Source organism: Arthrobacter sp. LAR12-1-1.1 (assembly GCF_040676555.1).
In the GTDB taxonomy this organism is placed as follows: Bacteria; Actinomycetota; Actinomycetes; order Actinomycetales; family Micrococcaceae; genus Arthrobacter.
Genome location: NZ_JBEGIG010000002.1, coordinates 97128 through 121709, shown reverse-complemented (window position 1 = coordinate 121709; position 24582 = coordinate 97128). Strand labels below are relative to the sequence as shown.

Genomic DNA, 24582 nt, shown 5'->3' with positions numbered 1-24582 from the left:
AGCCGCAGGAATTCGTGGACCTGCAAAACGAAGCGGACGAGATCGGCTTCCTCGGCGTCATGTCCGGGCCCCTGGTGCGCTCCTCCTACCGCGCCGGCCGGCTCTGGGCCACCGCGATGCGCAAGAAGGGCTGGGAAATCCCGGCCGAACTCGCCCACATCGAAAGCTCCGGCAGCACCCGCCAGGAAGCCAGCTCACTGCTCGCGGCGCATTCCTGAATCCTGTTCTCAGACCCTTCCAGCCAAGGGCCGGCCCCGGAGTCATCCGGTGCCGGCCCTTGGCCGTCCATCACGTAGAATTAAGGCACTATGGCGAATTCCCCTGATCCCAGCAACTCCAGCCCGGCTTCCGATGCTCCGAAGCGCGGACTTTTCTCCCGCAAGCCCAAGGAAGCAAAGGCCAAGAAGCCGAGCCGGCTGAAGCAGATCGGCGAAGTCTTCCAGATGACGCGCCGCCACGATCCCATGGTTCCGTGGCTGATGTTGCTGGCCTTCCTCGGTGTTGTTGCGGTCAGCCTCCTGGTCGGCTTCCTGCTCGAAAACTGGATCACCGGCCTGATCATCGGCATCGCTCTGGGTGCCCTTGCCGCCACACTGATCCTGTCCCGCCGTGCCGAGCGCGCCGCGTTCGCTCAGATCGAGGACCAGCCGGGCGCTTCAGGCGCCGCACTGGGCACGCTCAAGCGCGGGTGGATCACCGAGGACCAGCCCGTCGCCGTGAACCCGCGCACGCAGGACGCCGTCTTCCGCGCCATCGGCCGTCCCGGCGTCGTGCTCGTCAGCGAAGGCCCCAGCAACCGGGTCAAGCCGCTGGTCGACGCCGAGCGCAAGCGTCTTGCACGCATCCTCCCCAACGTCACCATTCACGTGATCGAGAGCGGCCGCGGCGAAGGCCAGGTGCCGCTCAGCCAGATCGCCAGGAAGATGAACAAGCTCAAGGGCGAACTGACCAAGACCGAGGTCAGCGCCGTGTCCAAGCGCATTTCGTCGCTCGGCGGCCGTCTGCCCATCCCGAAGGGCATCGATCCCTACAAGGCCCGTCCGGACCGCAAGGCGGCCCGCGGACGCTAGGCCCTTCCCGCAGCCCATTAGTAGTGCAGAAACGCCAGTAACGCAGAAACGCCCCGGTTCACGGCCACAATCCGCCAGCCGGGGCGTTTCCATTACCGTCCGAGATCTACCCGACGGGTGCCAGGAACCAGGAGAACCGCATGACATTCCCACCGACCGCCATCATGATCCGCATCTTCCGGGGGCTGGCGATCGCCGAAGCGTTCAGCTGGGCCGCGTTGCTGGTCGGCATGGTGCTCAAATGGGTGACCAAGACGACGGAACTCGGCGTGGAGATTGCCGGTCCCATCCACGGCGCGTTCTTCATCGGCTATTCGGTCGCGGCCTTGAGCCTGTGGGCGAAGCTTCGCTGGCCGTTCCGGGTTGCCCTGCTCTCAGGCGTGTCCGCCGTCTTCCCCTTCGCGACCGTCTGGTTTGAACGTTGGGCCGGGCGCCGCGGTCACCTGGCGGTGCAGGCCGGAGAGGCCGCGCCGACGCCGGCCCAGGAGACGGCGGGGGTCTAATTTTGCCCGGGACCTCGGGTTCTGTGCGCCCGGGCACCAACACTGCGCCAATCTGACGCAGATGGCCGCTATGCGGGGAGGTTAGCGGCCATTCGTGGCAAACCGCCGCCAAACGGGGAGGTTAGCGGCCGTTCGTGGCAAGTGGACGAGGGACCGCCGCGCCCTGGCACCATCGCTGCGCCCATCCGACGCAAATGGCCGCTCTGCGGGGACGTTAGCGGCCGTCCGTGGCAAACGGACGAGGGACCGCCGCGCCCTGACACCATCGCTGCGCCCCTCTGACGCATATGGCCACCATGCGGGGAGGTTAGCGGCCGTCCGCGGCGAACCGCGCCAAAACGGGGAGGTTAGCGGCCGTCCGTGGCAAACGGACGAGGGACCGCCGCGCCCTGACAACATCGCTGCGCCCATCCGACGCAAATGGCCGCTCTGCGGGGAGGTTAGCGGCCGTCCGTGGCAAACGGACGAGGGACCGCCGCGCCCTGACAACATCGCTGCGCCCATCCGTGGCAAACCGCCGCCAAACGGGGAGGTTAGCGGCCGTCCGTGGCAAACGGACGAGGGACCGCCGCGCCCTGGCACCATCGCTGCGCCCATCCGACGCAAATGGCCGCTATCCGGGGACGTTAGCGGCCGTTCGTGGCAAACCGCCGCCAAACGGGGAGGTTAGCGGCCGTTCGTGGCAAACGGACGAGGGACCGCCGCGCCCTGGCACCAACACTGAGCCAATCTGACGCAAATGGCCGCTATCCGGGGACGTTAGCGGCCGTTCGTGGCAAGCGGACGAGGGACCGCCGCGCCCTGACGGCCTGGCACCGCCGCCGGACACGGGCAGGAGCTACATCCGGACGAGCACGGTATTCATGGCCTTGTCGTGGAGGCCGCGCTGGTCCGGGTCGAAGATGACGGCAGGGATAACCAGGCACAGCAGCAGAGTGCGCACCAGAGCCGCGAGCGGGCCTGCCGGGCCTCCGCCCAGCCGGACCACGTGGATCCCCACGATCCGGTGGCCGATGCTGTAGCCGAGGGTGCCGATCAGCAGGATCTGCTCGATGGCAAACACGGCAAGGGTGGCCCAGGAATCGCCGGCGAAGGCGAAATTGCTGATCAACAGCGCGATGCCCCAGTCAATGCAGATCGCCAGGATGCGCCGGCCGGCACGGGCGATCGATCCTGACCCGGCGTCGGGCAGCCCTAGGCGCTCCCCCGGGTACCTGGAGATGCCGGATGTGTCCGGCCCGGTGAGCCATGAACCGATGTCTTTGCGATCTACCACCCTCCAATCTTATCGGCTCTGGCATGTCCACAGTGTGGGCGGTAGGGTGTCACACTGTGGACCGTATAGGCCACAGTATGGACCTGCGGCTAGCGTTTACGTGTCAGGGCATTCTGTAACCTCCCCGAAACAATGCGGACACTGCGGGGAAATCCCATGTCCTTAGGGTGGTAACAGTTGCTAGCGACTGCGAAGCGGGGGAGTTTTTTTGCCTTCCCCGCTGTTGGACTGCGCTGGACCAATGTGCCTGACGGCCAGATTTTTCATATGCGTAAGGAGCATAGATGTTCAAGACTGCGGACGAAGTCCTCAAGTTCATCAAGGACGAAGACATCAAATTCGTCGATATCCGCTTCACCGATCTCCCTGGCGTTCAGCAGCACTTCAACGTGCCCGCCAAGAGCGTTGACGCAGACTTCTTCGTCAACGGCCAGCTGTTCGACGGATCTTCGATCCGCGGCTTCCAGGGCATCGCCGAGTCTGACATGCAGCTCATCCCGGACGTCACGACGGCGTTCATCGACACGTTCCGCATGGAGAAGACCCTTGCGCTGAACTTCTCGATCGTGAACCCGCGTACCGGTGACCCGTACCACCGCGATCCCCGCGGCGTGGCCGAGAAGGCTGAGGCCTACCTGGCTTCCACCGGCATTGCCGACACCGCGTTCTTCGCTCCCGAGGCCGAGTTCTTCGTCTTCGACAACGTCCAGTACCAGTCCTCGCCCCAGGGCAGCTTCTACAAGATCGACTCCGAGGAAGCGCACTGGAACTCCGGCCGTGAGGAAGAGGGCGGAAACCTCGGCTACAAGACCCCGGTCAAGGGCGGTTACTTCCCGGTCTCCCCCACTGACAAGCAGGCCGACCTGCGCGACGCCATGTGTGTTGCCCTGGACGAGGCCGGCCTTGAGGTCGAGCGCAGCCACCACGAGGTCGGCTCCGCCGGCCAGGCTGAGATCAACTACAAGTTCACCACCCTGACCCACGCGGCTGATGACCTGCAGAAGTTCAAGTACGTCATCAAGAACACCGCTGACGCCTGGGGCAAGTCTGTGACCTTCATGCCGAAGCCGGTTTTCGGTGACAACGGCTCGGGCATGCACTGCCACCAGTCACTGTGGACCGGCGGCGAGCCGCTGTTCTACGACGAGAAGGGCTACGCCGGCCTGTCCGACACTGCCCGCTGGTACATCGGCGGCCTGCTGAAGCACTCCTCCGCCGTCCTGGCCTTCACCAACCCGACGGTGAACTCCTACCGCCGCCTGGTCAAGGGCTTCGAAGCTCCGGTCAACATGGTCTACTCGCAGGGCAACCGCTCCGCCGGTATCCGTATCCCGATCACGGGCTCCAACCCGAAGGCCAAGCGCATCGAGTTCCGCGCACCGGACCCCTCCTCCAACCCGTACCTGGCGTTCGCCGCCCAGCTGATGGCCGGCATTGACGGCATCCGCAACCGGATCGAACCCCCGGCTCCGATCGACAAGGACCTCTACGAGCTCCCGGCCGAAGAAGCCAAGGACATCCCCAAGGCTCCGGGCACCCTGGAGGAGGCCCTGGACGCACTGGCCGAGGACAACGAGTTCCTGCAGGCCGGCGGCGTCTTCACCCAGGACCTGATCGACACCTGGATCGAGTACAAGTACGAGAACGAGATCCGTCCGCTCTCGCTGCGCCCGAACCCGTACGAGTTCGAGCTCTACTACGGCGTCTAGCTAGATCATGCGGCTAGGCCCTGCCTAGCCGGCCGGAATTCTCAGGACTTCCGAACAAAAAGGCCGGTCACGGGTTTCACCCGTGGCCGGCCTTTTTCTGAATCTTCCGCACCTCAGCGCTTTCCGTACTTCTTGTGCACCGCCTGCTTGCTGACACCGAGGCACACCGCAATCGCCTCCCACGACAGTCCGGCCTGCCGCGCACGCAGCACCACCTCGGTTTCTGTGCGCGCCAGTTCCTTATGGAGCTCCGCCACGGCGCACAGCGCCTCGGCCGGGCCTTTGCCGTCCATCGACCCAATCAAGGTCTTCATGCCACACCTCCTTGCGTCAACCCTAGTTGACGGATGCGGAGGGCGTCAACGCACGTTGACACACCGGCTGGAGCGGACTCCAGATGGTCAGAATGCCCGGTACATAATGCGTTGCGGGCCGGCGTCGCCGCCTTCGTAGCGGCCGCGGTCCTCGAAACCGGCCTTGCGGTAAGCGGCCAGGCCGCCCGGGTTCAGTTCGTTGACGGAGAGTACGACGCCGGCCTGGCCGCTGCCCAGGCCCGCCGTCAGTTTGGCGGCCTCCCGCACTGAGGCCTCCGCGGCGAGGGTGCCGAGGCCCTTGCCCTGCTGACGCCGGTCGATCAGGAAGCCCCGCAGCAGCCAGGCGGAGTCGTCGTCAGGCCAGCCGGCGAGGCGCGCCGCTCCGGCCTGGAGGGTGAGGACTCCGACGGCGGTGCCGTTCTCATCCACGGCGAACGGATGCCGGGACTCTTCCTCAAGCGCGATCAGCATCATCCGCAGCGGCTCGCCGACGAACTTCAGCTGCCCCTCGCCGAGCTCCAGCAGCGCGATCTCCCCAAGTTTGATGGCCCGGGCGTCGTCGTCGAGGTTCTTCAAGGGCAGCAGCCACACATGTCCAGACATGTAGACAGCGTACCCGCGCAGGCGGCGCCTGCCGCCACGCGCAAAACAGCTACAGCGCAGCGTCCTTAGGCGGGCCGGCCGGATCCATCCAGAAGACTTCCCAGAGGTGGCCGTCCGGGTCCTGGAAGCTGTGCGTGTACATGAAGCCGTAGTCCTGGGCCTCCTCCGATGCCGTGCCGCCGGAGGTCAGGGCGGTACGGATGACGTCGTCCACGGCTTCGCGGCTCTCAAGCGAGAAGGACATGATGACCTCGGCGGTGTCAGCCGTAGCGCCGACGGACTTCGAGGTGAAGGTCTTGAAGTAGGACTCGACGAGCAACATCACGTACGCGTCGTCATTGACGATCATGCAGGTGGCGTTCTCATCAGTGAAGTCGGGGTTGAAGGAGAATCCCAGCGCTGTGAAGAACTCAACGGTCTTATCGAGATTCCGGACGGGAAGGTTCACAAACAGTTGCCTGGCCATCCGCCCAAGGTAGCACCGCACTGCAATCGTGTCAGTAGGGAGTTTCAGTAGCCGCGTGCCAGCCAGCAAGCGCTACTGGCCGTAGAAGACCCGCTCGAAAACTGCCCGGGCGCGGCGGCTCAACCGGAGGTAGTCCTCTTCCAGCGCCGCCGCGTTGCCCTGTCCATAGCCGCACCAGCGGGCCACGGCCTCAAGGTCGCGGCGGGAGGAGGGCAGCAGGTCCGAGGACCGGCCGGTCCAGATGACATTGGCCGAACGGATCCGGCTCGCCAGCCGCCAGGCGCGGAGGAGGATTACGGTGTCCCCCGCGTCGATCAGATCCAGGGCCGCCGCCGCCTCGAGCGCCTCCACGGTGGACGTGGTCCGCAGCTGCGGATGTTTGCCGGCGTGCCGGAGCTGGAGCAGCTGGGCCAGCCATTCGACGTCGCTCAGCCCGCCCCTGCCGAGCTTCAGGTGCCGGGCGGGATCGGCCCCGCGCGGCAGGCGCTCCGCCTCGACCCTGGCCTTGACCCGCCGGACCTCCCGCACGTCCTGGTCAGACAACGACTCCGGGTACCGGATGGTATCGATCAGGGCCACAAAATCCTCGGCCAGGGCATCGTCGCCGGCCATGGGACGCGCCCGCAGCAGCGCCTGGGCCTCCCAGACAAGGGACCACCGGCGGTAGTACTCGGCATAGGACTCCAGGGACCGCACCATGGGCCCGCTCTTGCCCTCGGGGCGCAGGTCAGCGTCCACCGCCAGCACCCGTTCGGCCAAAATCGCCGGTTTGAGCGGCTGGGTCAGCAGGCTGGAGAGCTTGCCCACTATCTGCAGGGCCTGCGCCTGTGCCTCCTCTTCCGGCACGCCGGGGAGTCCGCGGTGGACGTACATGACGTCGGCGTCCGAGCCGTAGCCGATCTCCCGGCCGCCCTGACGGCCCATCGCGACCACCAGCACGTGCGTCTTCAGCGGTTCCTCGGCGGTGATGATCGTCTCCGCCACGCGCAGCGCCCCCAGGACGGCCGCCCGGTCCGTATCAGCGAGGGCTGCCCCCACCTGGTCCTGGTCCAGCAGCCCCTCGCTGTCCGCAATGGCGATCCGCAGGATTTCCCGGCGCCGGATCAGCCGGATCAGCCGCATGGCACTCTCCGGGTCCGCGTGCCGGGACATCTTCGAGGTGATCTCAAGCCATTGGGATTCGAAGCTGAGCGGCACCAGGTCCTTGTCCGTGCCCAGCCAGGCCACGGACTCGGGTGAAACCTCCAGCAGGTCCGCGATCAGCCGGGAGTTGGCGAGCACGTGGCAGAGCCGCTCTGCCGCGACCGTCGAATCCCGGAGCATGCCCAGGTACCAGTGCGTCGTGCCAAGGGCCTCGCTGACGCGCCGGAAGGCGAGCAGCCCGGCGTCGGGGTCCACGCCGTCGGCGAGCCAGTCCAGCAGAATGGGCAGGAGCTGGCGCTGGAGTGCGGCGCGCCGGCTCACGCCGGCGGTGAGGGCCTCGATGTGCCGCATCGCACCGGGGGGATCGAGGTAGCCGAGGGCCGCGAGGCGGCCTTGGGCGGCTTCCGGAGTCAGGCGCGCCTCTTCGCTGCTCAGGGTGGCGACGGTATTGAGCAGGGGGCGGTAGAAAATACGTTCGTGGAGTTCCCGCACAGAGCGCTTGGTCTTTCGCCAGGCGGCGACCAGGGCATCCGGCTTGGGCCGCTCGGCGGAGAACGGTCCCAGGACAGCCTTGGCCAGGGAGCGCAACGATGCCTCGTTGACCGGCATGAGGTGGGTCCGGCGCAGCTGGAACAGCTGGATCCGGTGTTCGAGGAGGCGCAGGTAGCGGTAGTCGCGGTCGAACTCCGCGGCGTCCGACCGGCCGATGTACCCGCCCGCGGACAGCGCGGCGATGGCCGAGGTGGTGTCCCGGCAGCGCAACGATTCATCGGACTTGCCGTGCACGAGCTGGAGCAGCTGGACGGTGAATTCGACGTCGCGCAGTCCTCCGCGGCCCAGTTTGATCTGCCGCTGTTCCTCATCGGCTGGAATATGTTCGGTGACGCGGCGGCGCATGGCGCGGACGGATTCGACAAAGCCGTCCCGTCCCGCAGAGGACCAGATCAAGGGCGTCACGGCTGCCTCGTAGCGGGCCCCCAGGGCGGTGTCGCCGGCAATCGTCCGGGCCTTCAGGAGGGCCTGGAATTCCCAGCTCTCGGCCCAGCGCGCGTAATAGCTTTCGTGCGAGGCGAGGGTCCGGACCAGCGGCCCGGATTTGCCCTCGGGCCGGAGGTTCGCATCCACTTCCCACAGCCCGGGTTCGCGGCTCGTGGACATGATCGCCCGCGAGATCCCGGCAGCCAGGACGGTGCCGATGGTAGTGGCCAGGGTGTCTTCCAGCGCGCCGGAATCGATCACGTAGATGACGTCGACGTCGGATATGTAGTTCAGTTCGCCGGCACCGCACTTGCCCATGCCGATTACGGCGAGCCCGACGTCGGCCACCTCCTCGGCGTCGAACTTCTCCGCTGCCTCGGCCCGGGACACGGCGAGGGCGGCCTCGAGGGCGGCTCCGGCGAGATCTGCCAGTTCCGCTCCCGCGGCCGGCATGAAGTCCAGCGGATCGGCCGCGCACAGGTCCTTGATGGCGAGTTCCACGAGCCCGCGCCGGTAGGCGGTCCGCAGGGCGGCGTAGGCTTCCTGACCGCTAAGGGCCGCCACCGGCCGGGCAGATTTGGGGTCGGCCCGCACCGACTGCAGCAGCCGGGACCGCAGGGCCGCGGCGTCTGCGGCCAGCGGTTCCGGGCTGACCCGGACCTCGAAGGCGTCGAGGTGCTCGGGGTGGCGGATGAGGAACTCGCCCAGCGCCTCGGAGGCCCCCAGGACCCGGTACAGCGGTTCGCTGCTCTCCAGGTCCGCGACGGCAAGCTTGCGCAGCTCCGGGTGCTTCTCGATCAGCCGCACCAGGGACTGCAGGGCCGTGTCCGGGTTCGCCGCCAGTTGCAGCCCCGCGAACAGGGCATCCTGGTCGAGCCCCTCCAGCTCCCGGGCCGCCAGGAACCGCTCGCCCTTGTCCAGATCACTGAAGCCGGCGGCAATGAGGCGTCGTGCCAGGCTCATTGGGGCAGCCTACAGAATGCCGAGATTGCGTTGCAGCTCGTAGGGCGTCACCTGGAGGCGGTAGTCCTGCCATTCTGCACGCTTGTTGCGCAGGAAGTGCTCGAACACCTGCTCGCCGAGGATCTGCGGCATGAGTTCGGAATCCTCCATGGTCCGGATCGCGTCGTGCAGGCTCGCCGGCAGCGGGTCGTGGCCCATGGCGCGGCGTTCCGCCGAGCTCAGTGACCAGATGTCGTCCTCGGCCGCCGCGGGGAGCTGGTAGCCCTCCTCGATGCCTTTCAGGCCGGCACCGAGGAGCACGGCATAGGCCAGGTAGGGGTTGGCGGCGGAGTCGATGCCACGGTATTCGATCCGCGCGGACTGGCCCTTGCCGGGCTTGTACAGCGGGACCCGGACCAGCGCGGAGCGGTTGTTGTGGCCCCAGCTCAGGTAGCTCGGTGCTTCCCCCCCGCCCCAGAGCCGCTTGTACGAGTTCACGAACTGGTTGGTCACCGCCGTGAATTCGGGGGCATGCTTGAGGATGCCGGCAATGAACTGGCGCGCCGTCTCGGAAAGCTGGAACTCCGCACCGGCCTCGTAGAAGGCGTTGGTGTCTCCTTCAAAGAGCGAGAAGTGCGTGTGCATGCCGGAGCCCGGGTGGGCTGTGAAGGGCTTGGGCATGAAGGTGGCGTACGTGCCCTGCTGCAGCGCGACCTCCTTGATGACCGTCCGGAAGGTCATGATGTTATCCGCGGTCTGCAGCGCGTCCGCGTAGCGCAGGTCGATCTCGTTCTGGCCCGGCCCGGCCTCGTGGTGGCTGAATTCCACGGAGATGCCGACGGATTCGAGCATGGTCACGGCGGTCCGGCGGAAGTCCTGGGCCACGCCGCCCGGGACGTGGTCAAAATAGCCGCCCTCGTCCACGGGGACCGGCGATCCGTCGGGGCCCGGCTGCTGGGACTTGAGCAGGTAGAACTCGATCTCGGGGTGGGTGTAGCAGGTGAAGCCCATGTCCGCGGCCTTGGCCAGGGTGCGCTTGAGGACGTTGCGCGGGTCCGCGGCGGAGGGTTCGCCGTCGGGGGTCAGGATGTCGCAGAACATCCGCGAGGTGGCCTCGGTCTCGCCGCGCCACGGCAGGATCTGGAACGTGGCCGGATCCGGCTGGGCGAGCATGTCGGATTCAAAGACACGGGCCAGGCCTTCGATCGATGACCCGTCGAATCCGAGCCCTTCCTCGAACGCGCCTTCAACCTCGGCCGGGGCCAGGGCCACGGACTTGAGCGATCCCACGACGTCGGTGAACCAAAGGCGCACAAACCGCACATCGCGCTCTTCGATCGTCCGCAGGACAAACTCTTGCTGGCGGTCCATACTGGCCTCTTTCCGGTTCTTCCATCCGCCCCAGGCCCGCCTTTCATGGGCCCTGCGGCTGCTCACGGTTCACTTTACTAAGCATTGCCTCCGATTGCTGAAGCCGGACCCCCGCGTAACACACCGTTAACACAACGGCGGAGGATTTCGCGGCGTACGGCGGCGCTGCGCCGTCACGCGGACCGCCCTTGTGACGTGATTCACTGCCAACGGGGACGTTCCCCGGTAGCTGCGGCACTTCGTATCGCATTACGCTCGTGGCATGGCCACACCTAACAGCTCTGATTCCAGCACGCCCGCAGAACTTGCGGCCCCCTACGGCAACGGCCCGGCAGCGGCTTCAGCGGCCGTCCCATCCGGAACCACGGGTGGCGCCGGCGGCGGCACTGGCGGGGCTGCGGAGGCGCCCCGGAAGCCGGCGGCCAGGATCCGCACGCATCATCTGTACCAGGCCAAGGTCAACGGTGAGCGCTTCGCCATGCTCACCGCTTATGACCAGTACACCGCCGAGATTTTTGACCAGGCAGGCATCGAGGTGCTGCTGGTGGGCGATTCGGCGTCCAATAACGTCTTCGGCAACGAGACAAGCCTGCCCGTGACGGTGGACGAGCTCCTTCCGCTGTGCCGGGCCGTCGCCCGCTCCGCGCGGCGGGCTCTGGTGGTCGCGGACCTGCCGTTCGGCAGCTACGAGGTCTCCGCCCAGCAGGCGGTCGCCACCGGCGTGCGGTTCCTGAAAGAGGGCCTTGCCCACGGGGTCAAGATTGAAGGCGGAAAGTTCTACGCCGAGACCGTCCGCGCCATGGTCCAGGCCGGGATCCCGGTCATGGCGCACATCGGCTTCACCCCGCAGAGCGAGCACGCCCTCGGCGGCTACCGGGTCCAGGGCCGCGGCGATGACGCCCAGCGGTTGATCGACGACGCCGTCGCGCTGGCGGACGCCGGCGCGTTCTGCGTGCTCATGGAAATGGTCCCGGCCGCCACGGCGGCCGCCGTGGATGCCGCGGTCGAGGTCCCCACCGTCGGCATCGGCGCAGGCAGCGCCACTACGGGACAGGTCCTTGTGTGGCAGGACATGGCGGGCCTGCGCGGTGGAAAGATGGCGAAATTCGTCAAGCAGTACGCGGACCTGCGCACCTCGCTCAGCGACGCGGCGAAAGCTTACGGCGAGGACGTGCGCTCGGGCCAGTTCCCCGGCCCGGAGCACTCCTTCTAAGCCACCTCCGGAGCACTCCATCTCAGCCGCCCTGGTGCCCACAAGGCATTCGTTATTCGTATCCAAAGCGTGACCTGCGGCGATACCTCATCCTTCACGGGCGATGCGTTGCGTCTCCGGTGCGGGCAGGCTGGCCATTAAGGTCTGCATTAAGGCCCCAAGATGTTCCGCCGGCCCGGACGGTTTCATGCGCGAAGCGCTGGGTCAGGCTCCGGCGGACACGACTGGAGGAGTATCGATGGACACGAATAGCTTCTGGGACGTCCTGCTGTGGAGTTTCTGGTTCTTCATCTGGATCGCCGCGCTGATGGTGTGGTTCCGTTGCCTGATGGACTTGTTCGGCGACCACGAGCTCAGCGGCTGGGGTAAAGCCGGCTGGGTAATACTGCTGATCTTCGTACCCTGGCTCGGCGCCCTCATCTACCTGATCGCCCGGGGCCGCAGCATGGCCGAGCGGCAGATGAAGACGCTGGCCCAGCAACAGGCTGCCCAACAGGAGTACATCCAGCAGGTCGCAGGCAAGTCGGCCAGTCCCGCCGCCCAGATCGCCGATGCCAGGGCGCTGCTCGATTCCGGAGCTATCAACCAGACCGAGTTTGATTCCCTGAAGGCAAAGGCCCTGGCCTGACGCGACACCTGACCTGGACAACGGGCGACGGCCCGGCATGAGAATCACCTGGCTTGGTCACTCCTCGGTGGTTCTGGATCTCGACGGAGTTCGGGTCCTGACCGACCCGCTGCTTCGTCCCCATGCCGGGCTGTTGCGACGCCTGGCACCGCGGCCGGCCCCGGAGTCGTGGAGCCGACCGGACGTGGTGCTGCTCTCCCACCTGCACCACGACCACGCCGAGCTGCGCTCCCTGCGCATGCTCCGCGGGGCAGCGCTGATGAGCGCTCCGGCGAACGTTGCCTGGTTGCGTCGCAGAAAGCTGCTGCACACGGTTCCTTTGGGGGACGGCTGGACGCCGGTAGGCGGCGGGGTCGAGATTCGCCAGGTGCCCGCCGAGCATCGCAGCCGCCCTATGCCGCACCGTCCCAACGACGCCAATGGCCAACTCGTTCGGGGCCCATCGGGCATCGTCTGGATCGCCGGTGACACGAGTTTGTATCCGGAGATGGCCGCGATCCCCGCCATGGCGGGAGGGCCCATCGATGTCGCCCTGGTGCCGGTCTGGGGGTGGGGACCGAGGCTCTCGGCGGGACACCTGTCTCCGGAGAGCGCCGCCCGGGCTGTCGCGATGAGCGGCGCGCGATTCGCCGTACCGGTGCACTGGGGAACGCTGCACCCTCCGTTCGTCACACATTTTGCCCGGAGCTGGTTTGAGCAGCCCGGGCACCGGTTTGCTGAGGCCGTGGCGGAGCAGGCTCCTGGCTGCACGGCAGTGGTCCTCGCTCCCGGCCAGTCATGGGTAGCGCCCGAGTGAGTCGCTCAGCCCAGTCATTCAATCCAGTCACTCAATTGTGGAATGCCGTCGTGGCTCGTTGGCCGCAGGACTCGAGCATTCCCACCAGCACCCGGTGGAGTTCTCCGGCACCCTCGATCCGCTCGGGCAGCCCCGCCATGAGGTCGGCCGGGCCGATCAGCATGGCGCGGTCCTGCCAACCGCCGAGGCCCCCGTGGGATCCGACGAGGCCTTCGAATGCTGAGACGTCGTCGGTCACTGGATCGACCGCGCTGTTCACATATAAATCCGGTGCCTCGGGGTGCATCATCGCCCGGGCGAGCACCCGCGCCGCGTGGGAGCCGAAGCCGGCCAACGGATCGATGCCCTCCACCGCGCCGCTGGTGAGGTTGAGGCGCCCACCGCTTCCGATCGCCCACGACTGGCCGTCGTCATCAATGCCGGCGACAAACCCGACACCGGGATGGCCTGCCAGGCCCGGGATCAGGGCTGGCCACTGGCTCTCGAGGGCTCGGAGAGTCAAGCGCCGGTCACCCCGCACGTAGACCAGGCCCAGGTTGCCTGAACCCAACACGACCACCGGATCCTCGGCGTCGCCGGGAGCCGACGTCTGCTGCGCCTTGGTCAGCACCTTATCGGCACGGCCGGCCAGTTTCCCGGTCATCCCGCCGGCCGCAATGTCGCCGGCGATGGAGTCCGCGCGCCCAAGCCCCTCGACGGACGCGTCCACGTTCTGAACCTGTTCGTTCATCAGTTCCGCACACAGATCGCCGAGCGCCTGGCCATACCGGTCGGCGAACGGGGTGCCCTGGGACTGGCCGTGGTCCGAGAGCACCACCAGCCGGTAGCGGCGGGGGGCGGACCCGGCGAGCTGGGCCAGGGATCCGAGCGTGCGGTCCAGGCCATCGAGGGCGGCGAGGGATTCGGGCCGGAACATGCCTGCATGGTGGGCGATCTCGTCGTAGTCGACGTAGTCGACATAGATGACCTTCGTGCCACGACGCAGCTCCTCCGCCACCAAGGCCGTGTTCAGGTCTCGCAGCAGAGCGTTGGTGACGGCTCGCAGCAGGGCGAAGGTCCAGTCTCGATGCACACGCGGGTTGAGGTCACGCTTGACCTGTCTCCGGGCCTGCCAACGCTCCTTGAGGATCTCCGCGACTGTCCGCGTGAAGCTGCGCATGAATCCGTTCGGCGAAGCGAAAAACCACGCGAACGCACGACGGGTTTGGGTGGAACCGCGCCGGACCTCCACCCGGCTCATCGTCAATAGCGATCGGGGCGCGTCACCGGTGAACAGATTCGAAATGGAGACGCCGTCGTCGCAGAGCAGGCCTTGGCCGGTGCTGTGCCTTTCCTCGATCACCCGGGCGTCTGCCGGACGGTTGGCCACCAGGACCCGTTTGAGCTCACGGTCATACCACCGGAAGGCGGGGATCCCGTCGACGGTCCCGTGCAGAATGCCCAGCTGGCTGGCTGGCGTGGTGCACGGCAGCTGCGGAGTCCATTCACGGAACTGGTAATCCCCCGATGTCAGCCAGCGCCGGATATGGGGTACTGCCCCGGATTGGACCGCCCACTGCAGTACCGGGAAGGGGACGCCGTCGAGTTGCACGAACAGGACGCCGTCAACTTCCGGATCCGTCACCGTTTCCTGCCGGCGTGCCCTTCCGGCCAGCGAGGTGATGAGTCCGTCATCAGTCCCGGCCGTGGTGGCCCACGAGATGAGCGTGCCCACGACGGCACTGACCCAGGTCGCGGCAAGTGCGGTCCATGCCGTCGACTCGATGCCGGGCACCAGGCGGATGGCGACGTACATGATCAGGGCCTGCCCGATCAAAGCGGTGAGAAGCACCGCCAGCCAGCCCACCCGGGCGGAGATCTCCACCAGCGCGGGGCGGAGCACCAGACCGACGATGCCCGCCACTGCTGCCACTGCGGCGTAGGCCCACCAACTGGTTGCTGAGAACCCTGGCAGCAGGGCGCCGGTGATAATGAGGGCTGCAGTCGAAGCAGCCCAGGCAAGGGCCAGCCTGGCCAGGTCGGTGACTCGGGCGCCGCGGGTGCGGATAGCGCTGGTCGGCATTTTCTCAGTATGGCTGGCCGTAACCGGCTGGCACTCACCCTCGCAGGGTGAGAATGACAGGCTGAGAAAAATCAGCCCCCGTGCGCGTTGTCCGGTCTGCGATTGCCAGCGGATGCCCCCACCTGCGCGGCAGGCCGAAACAGGCTAGTCGTCCTCGTCCTTTTCCCACGCCTCGTTACGCGCCTTGACCTTCTCCAGGGCGTGTTCGGCTTCCTCACGGGTCTTGTACGGTCCGATCAACTGACTCCAGTCGGACATCGCGTCTTCCTCGATCTCGTGAGTGTTGACGTTGTACCAGTATTCGGGCATCGGGGTTCCTTCACTGTTTTTCCAGCTGTTTTCCTGCTGTTTTTGCTGCTCTTTCCGGATGTATTTTCCGGGCCCTATTTTCCGGACTCTGTTTTCCGGACTCTGTTTTCCGAGCTGTTCCGGCACCTTATATGATCAATCTATGCCTTCTCTAGCCTCGACTGCACCCATCGGCACGCTTGTCCCGGGGACAGTGAGCCCGCAGCTTCCCGTACCGCACTCCATCCCGCGTCCGGAATATGTGGGCAAGCCGGCTCCGGCAAAGTTCACAGGCTCAGAGGTCAAGTCGGCAGAGACCATCGAAAAGATCCGGTTCGCCTCCAAGATCGCTGCCCAGGCCATCGTGGAGGTCGGCAAGCAAATCGAACCCGGCGTCACCACCGACCATCTGGACCGGGTTGGCCACGAGTTCCTGCTGGACCACAACGCGTACCCCTCCACCCTCGGCTACAGGGGTTTTCCGAAGTCCCTGTGTTCCTCCCTCAACGAGGTCATCTGCCACGGGATCCCGGACAGCACCGTGATCCAGGACGGCGACATCCTCAACATCGACATCACGGCCTTCGTCGGCGGCGTTCATGGCGACACCAACTACACGTTCCTGGTCGGCGATGTCGACGAGGAATCCCGGCTCCTCGTCGAGCGCACCCGGGAATCGCTGAACCGCGCCATCCGGGCCGTAGCTCCGGGACGCGAAATCAACGTGATCGGCCGGACCATCGAGTCCTACGCAAAACGCTTCGGCTACGGCGTGGTCCGCGACTTTACCGGACACGGAGTCGGCGAAGCTTTCCACACCGGGCTGATCATTCCGCACTACGACGCCGCGCCCGCGTACAACACCACCATCGAAACCGGTATGGTGTTCACGATCGAGCCAATGCTGACCCTGGGCACCGTTGACTGGGACATGTGGGCCGATGAATGGACCGTCGTGACCCGCGACCGCAAGCGCACTGCCCAGTTCGAGCACACCCTGCTCGTCACGGAGTCCGGTGCCGAGGTCCTCACGCTGCCCTGACTGTCCCGCTCCACACGCTATTTCCCCGAACATCCCGCTCTGCACCAGCCGGCCCTGTCCGGTCCCTACCGCCCGCCCCTGCCACGAACGGAACGAATTTGGCCAAGAAGGACGAGAAGTCGAAGAAGAACGCCCCTCTGATCGGCATTGACATCGGCGGGACCGGTATCAAGGGCGGGATCGTGGACCTCAAGAAGGGGAAGCTGATCGGCGACCGCGTGCGCTTCCCCACGCCACAGCCCTCCACCCCCGAGTCCGTGGCCGAAGTCGTCGCGCAGGTTGTCGCCGAGCTCACGGCACGTGCCGGCGCCCCCGACGCCAGCAGCCCCGTGGGTGTCACCTTCCCCGGCATCATTCAGCACGGCGTGGTCCACTCGGCCGCGAACGTGGACAAGTCCTGGCTGGAAGCCGACATCGATGCCATGCTCACGGCACGTCTGGGCCGCCCCGTAGAGGTCATCAACGACGCCGACGCCGCCGGCCTCGCCGAGGCCCGCTTCGGTGCCGGCGAGGGGATCGCCGGCACCGTCCTGGTGATCACCCTTGGCACCGGCATCGGTTCCGCCTTCATCTTCGACGGCAAGCTGGTTCCCAACGCCGAACTTGGCCACCTGGAGATCGACGGCTTCGACGCCGAGACCAAAGCCTCGGCCGTGGCCCGTGAGCGCGAGGGCCTCAGCTGGGAACAGTACAGCGTGCTGCTGCAGCGCTACTTCTCCCACGTGGAGTTCCTGTTCTCCCCCGAACTCTTCATCGTGGGTGGCGGCATCTCCAAGCGCGCCGACGAGTACCTGCCGCGCATGAAGCTGCGCACTCCGATCGTCCCGGCCGAACTGAAGAATGACGCCGGGATCGTGGGCGCGGCCATCGAGATTGCGCTGAAGCACAAGCTGGCCAAATAGAGGCGCATTCAGCTGTAAAAGCCAATTGAGCTATCACTCCGGGCCGTTCTGAACGCTGGGAACGACCCGGAGTGATAGCTCAATATTTTTGGTGGAGCCGGTGGTGGCAGCGGCTTCCCCTCCGCTGCCACCACCGGAGTCTGTGGTGTGGATCCTAGGACACAGTCACTAAGACACGAGAATCAAAAACTACGACGGAACTGAATCTACGACGGCGCTTGGAGCGGACGTTTGTCCGGGCTCTTGCCGTCCCGGCCCTTGGTCTCCGCCTCGTGGCGAAGCAGGGAAATCGCCGATTCGAAGTCCTCCAGCGATTCGAAGGCCTGGTAGACGCTGGCGAACCGCAGGTAGGCGACCTCGTCGAGACGCTGCAGCGGCTCCAGGATCGCCAGCCCGACTTCGTGGGCATCGATTTCGGCGGCGCCGGAGCCCCGGATCGCCTCCTCGACTTCCTGCGCCAGCAGGGCGAGATCGTCCTCCGTGACCGGACGGCCCTGGCAGGCCTTGCGGACGCCGTTGATGACTTTGCTGCGGCTGAATGGCTCACCGACGCCGGAGCGCTTGATGACGGTCAGGCTGGTGGTCTCCACCGTGGTGAACCGTCGGCCGCATTCGGGGCACTGACGGCGGCGCCGGATGGCGGAACCGTCGTCGGCGATCCGGCTGTCCACGACGCGCGAATCAGGGTTTCGGCAGAACGGGCAATACATGTCGGTTCCTCCCCTGTCGCAATCCGCGGCGTCAATGCTGTTTCAATGCTGTATCAGTGCAGTCGGCGCTGCCCTGTGTCCCCAGTTTACGACTACATGTAGCTGAATAACAAGCCTGTAATTACTACATGTAGTGGTCTGTGCCTGCTACCGGGCGGCGAACCGCACCGTGACGGCCTCGCCGTGCGCGGGCAGGTCCTCCGCGCCGGAGAGGCTGACGATGTGGCCGCTGACCTGCTCCAACGCGGACCGGGTGTAGTTGATGACCTGGATGGCGCGCAGGAACGTTGTCACGTTCAGTCCCGAGGAGAAAGCCGCCGTGCCGCTGGTGGGCAGCACGTGGTTGGAGCCTGCGCAGTAGTCGCCCAGGCTCACCGGGCTGTAGTCGCCCACGAAGATCGCGCCGGCGCTGCGGATCCGACTGGCCACCCGGGCGGCATCGGCGGTCATGATTTCAAGGTGTTCCGCGGCGTACGCGTCGCAGGCGGCGATGCCCTGCGCCAGGTCCTCGACCAGGACCACGCCGGACTGCGGACCGGAGAGTGCCTCGCGGACGCGGCTGGAGTGCTTGGTGGCTGCGGCCTGCCGCTCAAGCTCCACGCGGACGTCGGCGGCGAGGGCCTCTGAGTCGGTGAAGAGAACCGATGCCGCCTTGGGGTCGTGTTCTGCCTGGCTGATGAGGTCCGCGGCCACGAGGGCGGGACTGGCGGTGGAGTCCGCGAGGATCGCAATCTCGGTGGTGCCGGCCTCGGAATCGATCCCCACGACCCCCTTGACCAGCCGCTTGGCAGTTGCCACGAAGATGTTGCCCGGACCGGTCACGACATCCACGGGGTCGATCCCGGGGAGGTTGCCGCCGTCGGACGTGTCGGCCGGGATGCCGTAGGCGAAGGCGGCGATGGCCTGCGCCCCGCCGATCGCGTAGACCTCCTCGATGCCCAGCAGGCAGGCTGCCGCCAGGATTGTGGGGTGCGGAAGGCCGCCGAAGTCCTTTTGCGGCGGCGAGGCCAGGGCAATAGATTCGACGCCGGCGGCCAGTGCCGGGACCACGTTCATGATCACCGAGGACGGGTAGACCGCCAGGCCGCCGGGGACATAGAGCCCCACACGCGCCACCGGCACCCAGTTCTGGCTCACGACGGCGCCAACGCCCAGTTCGACGTCGATGTTCGCCGGGCGCTGGGCGTCGGCGAAGGCGCGGGCCCGCTTGATGGATTCCTCGAGTGCCGCGCGTACGGCGGGGTCCAGGCCCTCAAGGGCCGCACGCAGCGCCTCGGCCGGGACGCGGGGATGCGCCTGCTCGACGCCGTCGAAGGCAAGGGCCAGCTCCCGGAGTGCGCCGAAGCCGCGCGTGCGGACAGCGGCGATGATGTCCAGGACCTTGCCCTCGGCGTCCGCCATGGTGCCGGACTGTGCCCGGGGCACGGCAGCGCGGAGTCCGGCGAGGGACAGTTGCGCACCGCGCACGTCCACCGTGCGGAAGTTGAGGGCGGCGGTCATCGGGGTCACGGGGCTGTCAGGAGTTAGGCTCACCCGATCATTTTACGTGCCCTGCCCCGGCGCGCCGGCACTGGCGTCAGCGGCGGGCTTTGCCGCCGGAGCCCGGGAAGAGGCTGTTCAGGAAGATGGCCAGGGCGATCGCCGCGGGCCAGATGGCGAGGACCGCATAGGAGCGCAGTGAGAAGGCGACGCTGGCGCTGGCGGAGGTATCCGCCGGCGCTCCCCACCACTGGGCGCTGAGCACGCCGGTTCCCCACGCGATGAGCGCACCTGCGGCACCGGCCAGGACCACCAGGATGACGGTTCCGGGACCGGGCTGGTGGTGCTTGGTGCCGGCGACGAACGACCCGGCGATGCACCCTGCGAGCAGGCACAGCCCTGCCAGCACCAGGTCCCTGGGCAGCCAGGTTGCGGTGTTGGTGCCGGCGGCGAGGTCCGGGTCTCCCGTCAGGAGATTCAGGCCCGACGGCGCCAGCAGCCACCAGAGCAACCCCACCGGGACACCGGCGGCCGCGATGACCGCGGCCTTGCGCCACGGGTTTCCGCCGGGTCCGCGCTGCTGCTCTGGAGACGCGGGCCGGAGCGGCTGCGCGGGCTCCCCGGCGTGGTGGACGGGGCCGTCTAGTGCGGGCTGTGTCATGCAACAAACCGTAACAAGGATTCCGCCGGCGCATGACGAAGCCCGGCAGCACATGACGGCGGAAGTAATCAAAATGCCATACTCGATTCCCCTGCGGAATACGCTGGCAGAGTAGGAAGTATGACACGCACGTGCAGCAGGGAGTTGGATCGCAGTGGCCACAGATGAAGGAGTTTTCGAGGGGACGTTCAAGGAAATGTTCCGTCGGCACGCGGCGGGCGTGGCCATCATCACGGCCAACCACAACGGCGTACCGTTCGGATTCACGGCAACCTCCGTGGCCTCGCTGTCCGCCAAGCCGCCGCGCTTCACGTTCAACATGGCCAGGACCTCCAGCTCGTGGCCGGCTGTGGCGAACACAACCTACATTGGCGTGCACATGCTCGGGCTGGAAAACCAGGAGCTCGCCGACCGCTTCGCCCGGGCCGGCAACCGGTTCGACGGCGACCACTGGGAGCTCGGACCCCATGAGGTGCCCGTGCTCAAGGGAGTCAGCGGCTGGCTGATCGGCAAGGTCCAGATGCGGCTCTCCTTTGAGAACAACGCCGTTGTGGTGGTCGAGGTGGTGGAGGGCCAGGTCGGCGACGACGGCGTTCCCCTGCTCTACCACTCCGGGGCGTACAGCCAGCCGGTTCCGCTCGACTACGAGATCTAGGGACCGCTGGCCGGCACTGGTGACCGGGCTAGTCGCCGGCGCTAGTGACCGGGGCTAGCGGCATGCGTTAGTGACTGCGGCTAGTTATCCAGGCACGTCGGGCCCAGCAGCACCTTCAAATCGCCGAACAGCGACGGGCTCGGGTTGACGCGCAAATGCACCGGCAGGCCCATGACCTCCACCCGAGTGTCGCCCTGCAGGTGCAGCCGGACCTCGGAGTTTCCGCGGTGGGTGCGCAGCACGTCGCCCAGCTCAGTGACCACGGCCTCGGTGGCCTTGTGCGTGGCCATGGTGATCACCACGGGCCCGTTCTGGCTGTCGCTGAGGTCCGGCACGGAAAGTTCCATGCAGTTCAAGGTGACGGCGCCGTCGTCGCGCCGTTGCAGGCGACCCTTGACCACCACAATCAGGTCCTCCGCGAGCACCGAGGCGATGGGGCCGTAGACCTGGCCGAAGAACATGACCTCCATGGAACCGGCGAGGTCCTCGATTTCGGCGCGGGCGTAGGCGTTGCCGCTCGCCTTGGCGATCCTTCGGCTGAGCGAGGTGATCATTCCCGCGATGGTCACGATCGAGCCGTCCGGCGGGCCGTCTTCGGCGATGATCGAGGTGATTGACCGGTCGGCGTGCTGGCTCAGGAGCCCTTCCAAACCTTGCAGCGGGTGGTCGGAGACGTAGAGGCCCAGCATGTCGCGCTCGAACGCCAGCTTGTCCTTTTTCTCCCATTCCGGCAGGTCCGGGATTTCCGTGCTGAGCGACGCCTCGGGCTCCTGGTCCTCAAAGCCGGCGAAGAGGTCGAACTGGCCAATCGCCTCGTTGCGCTTGAGCGTGATGACGGAGTCGATCGCCTCTTCATGGATCATGGCCAGAGCCCGGCGGTGGTGTCCCAGCGAGTCGAAGGCACCGGCCTTGATCAGCGATTCGATGGTCCGCTTGTTGCAGACCACCGCGGGGACCTTCATGAGGTAGTCCTTGAAGGACGTGTAGGCGCCTTCTTTTTCGCGCGCCACCACCATGGCTTCGACGGCGTTCACGCCGACATTGCGGATGGCGCCCATGCCGAAGCGGATGTCAGTGCCAACAGGGGTGAAGTTGAGGGCTGACTCATTGACGTCGGGCGGCAGCACGGTGATGCCCATCCGCCGGCATTCGTTGAGGTAGATGGCCGATTTGTCCTTATCGTCCCCCACCGAAGTCAGCAGGGCCGCCATGTACTCCGGCGCGTAGTGCGCCTTCAGGTACGCCGTCCAGTAGGAGATGACGCCGTACGCGGCCGAGTGGGCCTTGTTGAAGGCGTAGTCGGAGAACGGCAGCAGGATGTCCCAGAGGGTCTTGACCGCGGCCATGGAATAGCCGTTGTCCTGCATGCCCTGGGAGAAGCCGGCGAACTGCTTGTCCAGCTCGGACTTCTTCTTCTTGCCCATGGCGCGGCGCAGGATATCCGCCTGGCCCAGGGTATAGCCCGCGAGCTTCTGCGCCACGGCCATAACCTGCTCCTGGTACACGATCAGCCCGTAGGTCCCGCCGAGGATTTCGGACAGCGGTTCCTCCAGCTCCGGGTGGATCGGGATGACCTCTTGGATCTTGTTCTTGCGCAGCGCGTAGTCGGTGTGCGCGTTGGCGCCCATGGGTCCGGGCCGGTAGAGGGCCAGCACGGCGGAGATGTCTTCGAAGTTGTCAGGCTTCATCAGCTTGAGCAGGGAGCGCATGGGTCCGCCGTCGAGCTGGAAAACGCCCAGCGTGTCTCCCCGGGCCAGCAGCTCGTAGGACGCCGTGTCATCCAGCTCAAGGGTTTCGAGGTCGAGGTCGATGCCCCGGTTCATTTTGATGTTTTCCAGGGCATCGGAAATGATCGTCAGGTTTCGCAGCCCGAGGAAGTCCATCTTGATCAGGCCGAGGCCTTCGGAGGTCGGATAGTCGAACTGGGTGATGACCTGGCCGTCCTGGAAGCGGCGCATGATCGGAATCACGTCGATGATGGGGTCCGAGGACATGATGACACCGGCGGCGTGCACGCCCCATTGCCGCTTCAGGCCCTCAATGCCCAGTGCCGTCTCGAAGACCTTGGCGGCCTCCGGGTCAGTGCTGATCAGCTGGCGGAAGTCCCCCGCCTCGCTGTAGCGCTTGGACTGGGAGTTCTGAATGTCGGCCAGCGGAATGTCCTTGGCCATCACGGCCGGCGGCAGCGCCTTGGTCAGCTGCTCGCCCATGCTGAACGGATAGCCCAGCACGCGCGAGGAGTCCTTGAGGGCCTGCTTGGTCTTGATGGTGCCGTAGGTGACGATCATCGCCACACGTTCGTCACCGTACTTGCGCGTGACGTAATCGATCACTTCGGACCGGCGCCGGTCATCGAAGTCGACGTCGAAGTCAGGCATCGAGACGCGGTCCGGGTTGAGGAAGCGTTCGAAGATCAGGCCGTGGTGCAGCGGGTCAAGGTCGGTGATGCGCATGGCGTACGCCACCATGGAGCCGGCACCGGAGCCGCGCCCGGGACCGACCCGGATGCCGTTGTTCTTGGCCCAGTTGATGAAGTCGGCCACCACGAGGAAGTAGCCCGGGAAGCCCATGGAGGTGATGACTTCCAGCTCATAGTCGGCCTGCTTGCGGACCTTGTCCGGGATGCCCTTGGGATAGCGGTACTGAAGTCCCTTATCGACTTCCTTGACCAGCCAGGACGTTTCGTCCTCCCCTTCCGGGCAGGGGAACCGCGGCATGTAGTTGGCGCCGGTGTTGAACGAGACTTCGCAGCGCTCGGCGATCAGGAGCGTGTTGTCGCACGCCTCCGGGTGGTCGCGGAACAGCTCCCGCATTTCCTGCGGTGACTTCAGGTAGTAGCCGCTGCCGGAGAAGGCAAAGCGCGAACCGCCGTTGTCGTAGGTCGGCTCCAGGAGCGTGGAACCGGACTGGATGGCCAGCAGGGCCTCATGCGCCTTCGCGTCGTGCTCGTGCGTGTAGTGCAGGTCGTTGGTGGCCACCAGCGGCAGGTTCAGGTCCTTGGCCAGGCGCAGCAGGTCACCGGTGACGCGCCGCTCGATGTCCAGGCCGTGGTCCATGAGCTCGCAGAAGTAGTTCTCCGCACCAAAGATGTCGCGGAACTCGGCCGCGGCCTCAAGCGCTTCGCGGTACTGGCCCAGGCGCAGCCGGGTCTGGACTTCACCGGACGGGCAGCCGGTGGTGGCGATGAGCCCTTCCGAGTACGTGTTCAGCAGCTCACGGTCCAGCCGGGGCCATTTGCCGAAGACCGAATCCAGTGAGGCGATCGAGGAAGCCCGGAAGAGGTTCCGCATGCCCACGTTGTTGTAGCTGAGCAGGGTCATGTGCGTGTAGGAGCCACCGCCGGAAATGTCATCCTTGCGCTGGTGCTCCTCGCCCCACCGCACACGGGTCTTGTCCGTGCGTGCGGTCCCGGGAGTCACATAGGCTTCGACGCCGATGATGGGCCTGATGCCCTGGTCGGTTGCCCGCTTCCAGAAGTCGAAGGCGCCGAACAGGTAGCCGTGGTCCGTCGTGGCGAGGGCCGGCATGCCGAGCCGCTCGGTTTCGTCGAACAGCTCACCGAGCCGGGCGGCACCGTCCAGCATCGAGTACTCGGTGTGGTTGTGGAGATGGACAAACGAGTCGTTGCTGGAAGTCACCGCACCATTCTAGTGCCGTGCCACGACGGCGGCGTGCAACCACGACGGCCGGAACGGAACCTGCCGGACAGGCCGGCGGGATCCGCCGCGGAAACTAAGAGCAAACTGGGACCGGAGTGGATCCGGCCGCCCG

General features: G+C 66.2%; 21 protein-coding genes and 1 pseudogene. 10 read left to right on the top strand and 12 right to left on the bottom strand.

The features are described from left to right. The 3 genes and pseudogenes from MRBLAR12_RS04600 to MRBLAR12_RS04590 form a co-directional block, all read left to right on the top strand. Window positions 1-218: pseudogene (locus MRBLAR12_RS04600) on the top strand (lipoyl synthase); the annotation flags it as partial. A gap of 90 nt (window positions 219-308) precedes the next feature. Then, window positions 309-1070, top strand: a complete 762-nt coding sequence (locus MRBLAR12_RS04595) for a DUF4191 domain-containing protein (protein WP_229994705.1) — start codon at window positions 309-311, stop codon at window positions 1068-1070. Window positions 1071-1210: 140 nt separating this feature from the next. Next, window positions 1211-1573, top strand: a complete 363-nt coding sequence (locus MRBLAR12_RS04590; protein WP_364743900.1) for a DUF3817 domain-containing protein — start codon at window positions 1211-1213, stop codon at window positions 1571-1573. Between the two features lie 838 nt (window positions 1574-2411). Here the strand turns inward: MRBLAR12_RS04590 and MRBLAR12_RS04585 are convergent. Further along, window positions 2412-2849 (bottom strand): RDD family protein, encoded by a 438-nt coding sequence (locus MRBLAR12_RS04585; protein ID WP_229994707.1) that lies wholly within the window; start codon window positions 2847-2849, stop codon window positions 2412-2414. A gap of 284 nt (window positions 2850-3133) precedes the next feature. On the opposite strand from MRBLAR12_RS04585, the gene glnA (MRBLAR12_RS04580) reads away from it, so the two are divergent. After that, window positions 3134-4558 carry a type I glutamate--ammonia ligase gene (gene glnA, locus MRBLAR12_RS04580; protein ID WP_018772378.1) on the top strand — a complete coding sequence of 475 codons (1425 nt, stop codon included), beginning with the start codon at window positions 3134-3136 and terminating at the stop codon, window positions 4556-4558. A gap of 113 nt (window positions 4559-4671) precedes the next feature. Here glnA (MRBLAR12_RS04580) and MRBLAR12_RS04575 read toward each other — a convergent pair whose 3' ends face one another. The 5 genes from MRBLAR12_RS04575 to glnA (MRBLAR12_RS04555) all read right to left on the bottom strand — a co-directional run bounded on the left by MRBLAR12_RS04575 (window position 4672) and on the right by glnA (MRBLAR12_RS04555) (window position 10375). Continuing rightward, complete coding sequence (locus MRBLAR12_RS04575) at window positions 4672-4872, bottom strand: AsnC family protein (protein WP_229994708.1); 201 nt, start codon at window positions 4870-4872, stop codon at window positions 4672-4674. Window positions 4873-4959: 87 nt separating this feature from the next. Next, a complete protein-coding gene (locus MRBLAR12_RS04570; RefSeq protein ID WP_364743895.1) occupies window positions 4960-5475 on the bottom strand; it encodes a GNAT family N-acetyltransferase in 516 nt (171 codons plus the stop codon). Window positions 5476-5524: 49 nt separating this feature from the next. Further along, on the bottom strand, window positions 5525-5941 hold the full coding sequence (locus tag MRBLAR12_RS04565; RefSeq protein WP_229994710.1) for a VOC family protein: 417 nt from the start codon (window positions 5939-5941) through the stop codon (window positions 5525-5527). 72 nt (window positions 5942-6013) lie between these two features. Further along, entirely contained in the window at window positions 6014-9025 is a 3012-nt protein-coding gene (locus MRBLAR12_RS04560) for a bifunctional [glutamine synthetase] adenylyltransferase/[glutamine synthetase]-adenylyl-L-tyrosine phosphorylase (protein ID WP_229994711.1), read from the bottom strand. A gap of 9 nt (window positions 9026-9034) precedes the next feature. Next, window positions 9035-10375 carry a type I glutamate--ammonia ligase gene (gene glnA / locus MRBLAR12_RS04555; protein WP_120954845.1) on the bottom strand — a complete coding sequence of 447 codons (1341 nt, stop codon included), beginning with the start codon at window positions 10373-10375 and terminating at the stop codon, window positions 9035-9037. Window positions 10376-10637: 262 nt separating this feature from the next. Here glnA (MRBLAR12_RS04555) and panB point away from each other — a divergent pair, with 262 nt between their 5' ends. The 3 genes from panB to MRBLAR12_RS04540 all read left to right on the top strand — a co-directional run bounded on the left by panB (window position 10638) and on the right by MRBLAR12_RS04540 (window position 13012). Continuing rightward, window positions 10638-11588 (top strand): 3-methyl-2-oxobutanoate hydroxymethyltransferase, encoded by a 951-nt coding sequence (panB, locus tag MRBLAR12_RS04550; RefSeq protein WP_229994712.1) that lies wholly within the window; start codon window positions 10638-10640, stop codon window positions 11586-11588. A gap of 238 nt (window positions 11589-11826) precedes the next feature. Continuing rightward, a complete protein-coding gene (locus MRBLAR12_RS04545) occupies window positions 11827-12216 on the top strand; it encodes an SHOCT domain-containing protein (RefSeq protein ID WP_229994713.1) in 390 nt (129 codons plus the stop codon). 37 nt (window positions 12217-12253) lie between these two features. Beyond that, entirely contained in the window at window positions 12254-13012 is a 759-nt protein-coding gene (locus tag MRBLAR12_RS04540) for an MBL fold metallo-hydrolase (protein WP_364743889.1), read from the top strand. A gap of 31 nt (window positions 13013-13043) precedes the next feature. Here MRBLAR12_RS04540 and MRBLAR12_RS04535 read toward each other — a convergent pair whose 3' ends face one another. Together MRBLAR12_RS04535 and MRBLAR12_RS04530 are read right to left on the bottom strand one after the other, a co-directional pair. After that, the gene (locus tag MRBLAR12_RS04535) at window positions 13044-15074 is read right to left on the bottom strand and encodes a phage holin family protein (protein ID WP_229994715.1); all 2031 of its coding nucleotides are present in this window, start codon (window positions 15072-15074) and stop codon (window positions 13044-13046) included. 144 nt (window positions 15075-15218) lie between these two features. Continuing rightward, window positions 15219-15383: an SPOR domain-containing protein gene (locus tag MRBLAR12_RS04530; RefSeq protein ID WP_139164280.1), complete on the bottom strand. Its 165-nt coding sequence runs from the start codon at window positions 15381-15383 to the stop codon at window positions 15219-15221. A 142-nt stretch (window positions 15384-15525) separates the two neighbouring features. Here MRBLAR12_RS04530 and map point away from each other — a divergent pair, with 142 nt between their 5' ends. Together map and ppgK are read left to right on the top strand one after the other, a co-directional pair. After that, a complete protein-coding gene (gene map / locus MRBLAR12_RS04525; protein ID WP_364743886.1) occupies window positions 15526-16404 on the top strand; it encodes a type I methionyl aminopeptidase in 879 nt (292 codons plus the stop codon). A gap of 98 nt (window positions 16405-16502) precedes the next feature. Then, entirely contained in the window at window positions 16503-17306 is an 804-nt protein-coding gene (gene ppgK, locus MRBLAR12_RS04520; protein ID WP_229994717.1) for a polyphosphate--glucose phosphotransferase, read from the top strand. Between the two features lie 206 nt (window positions 17307-17512). On the opposite strand, the gene nrdR is transcribed toward ppgK, so the two are convergent. The 3 genes from nrdR to MRBLAR12_RS04505 all read right to left on the bottom strand — a co-directional run bounded on the left by nrdR (window position 17513) and on the right by MRBLAR12_RS04505 (window position 20156). Continuing rightward, on the bottom strand, window positions 17513-18016 hold the full coding sequence (nrdR, locus tag MRBLAR12_RS04515) for a transcriptional regulator NrdR (protein WP_229994718.1): 504 nt from the start codon (window positions 18014-18016) through the stop codon (window positions 17513-17515). A 147-nt stretch (window positions 18017-18163) separates the two neighbouring features. Beyond that, on the bottom strand, window positions 18164-19516 hold the full coding sequence (hisD, locus tag MRBLAR12_RS04510) for a histidinol dehydrogenase (RefSeq protein ID WP_414645462.1): 1353 nt from the start codon (window positions 19514-19516) through the stop codon (window positions 18164-18166). Between the two features lie 76 nt (window positions 19517-19592). After that, on the bottom strand, window positions 19593-20156 hold the full coding sequence (locus MRBLAR12_RS04505; protein ID WP_364743879.1) for a hypothetical protein: 564 nt from the start codon (window positions 20154-20156) through the stop codon (window positions 19593-19595). A gap of 196 nt (window positions 20157-20352) precedes the next feature. Here MRBLAR12_RS04505 and MRBLAR12_RS04500 point away from each other — a divergent pair, with 196 nt between their 5' ends. After that, window positions 20353-20811, top strand: coding sequence for a flavin reductase family protein (locus tag MRBLAR12_RS04500; RefSeq protein WP_018772361.1), 459 nt, complete (start codon window positions 20353-20355; stop codon window positions 20809-20811). An 80-nt stretch (window positions 20812-20891) separates the two neighbouring features. On the opposite strand, the gene dnaE is transcribed toward MRBLAR12_RS04500, so the two are convergent. Continuing rightward, on the bottom strand, window positions 20892-24449 hold the full coding sequence (dnaE, locus tag MRBLAR12_RS04495; RefSeq protein WP_364743876.1) for a DNA polymerase III subunit alpha: 3558 nt from the start codon (window positions 24447-24449) through the stop codon (window positions 20892-20894). Between the last annotated feature and the right edge of the window lie 133 nt (window positions 24450-24582).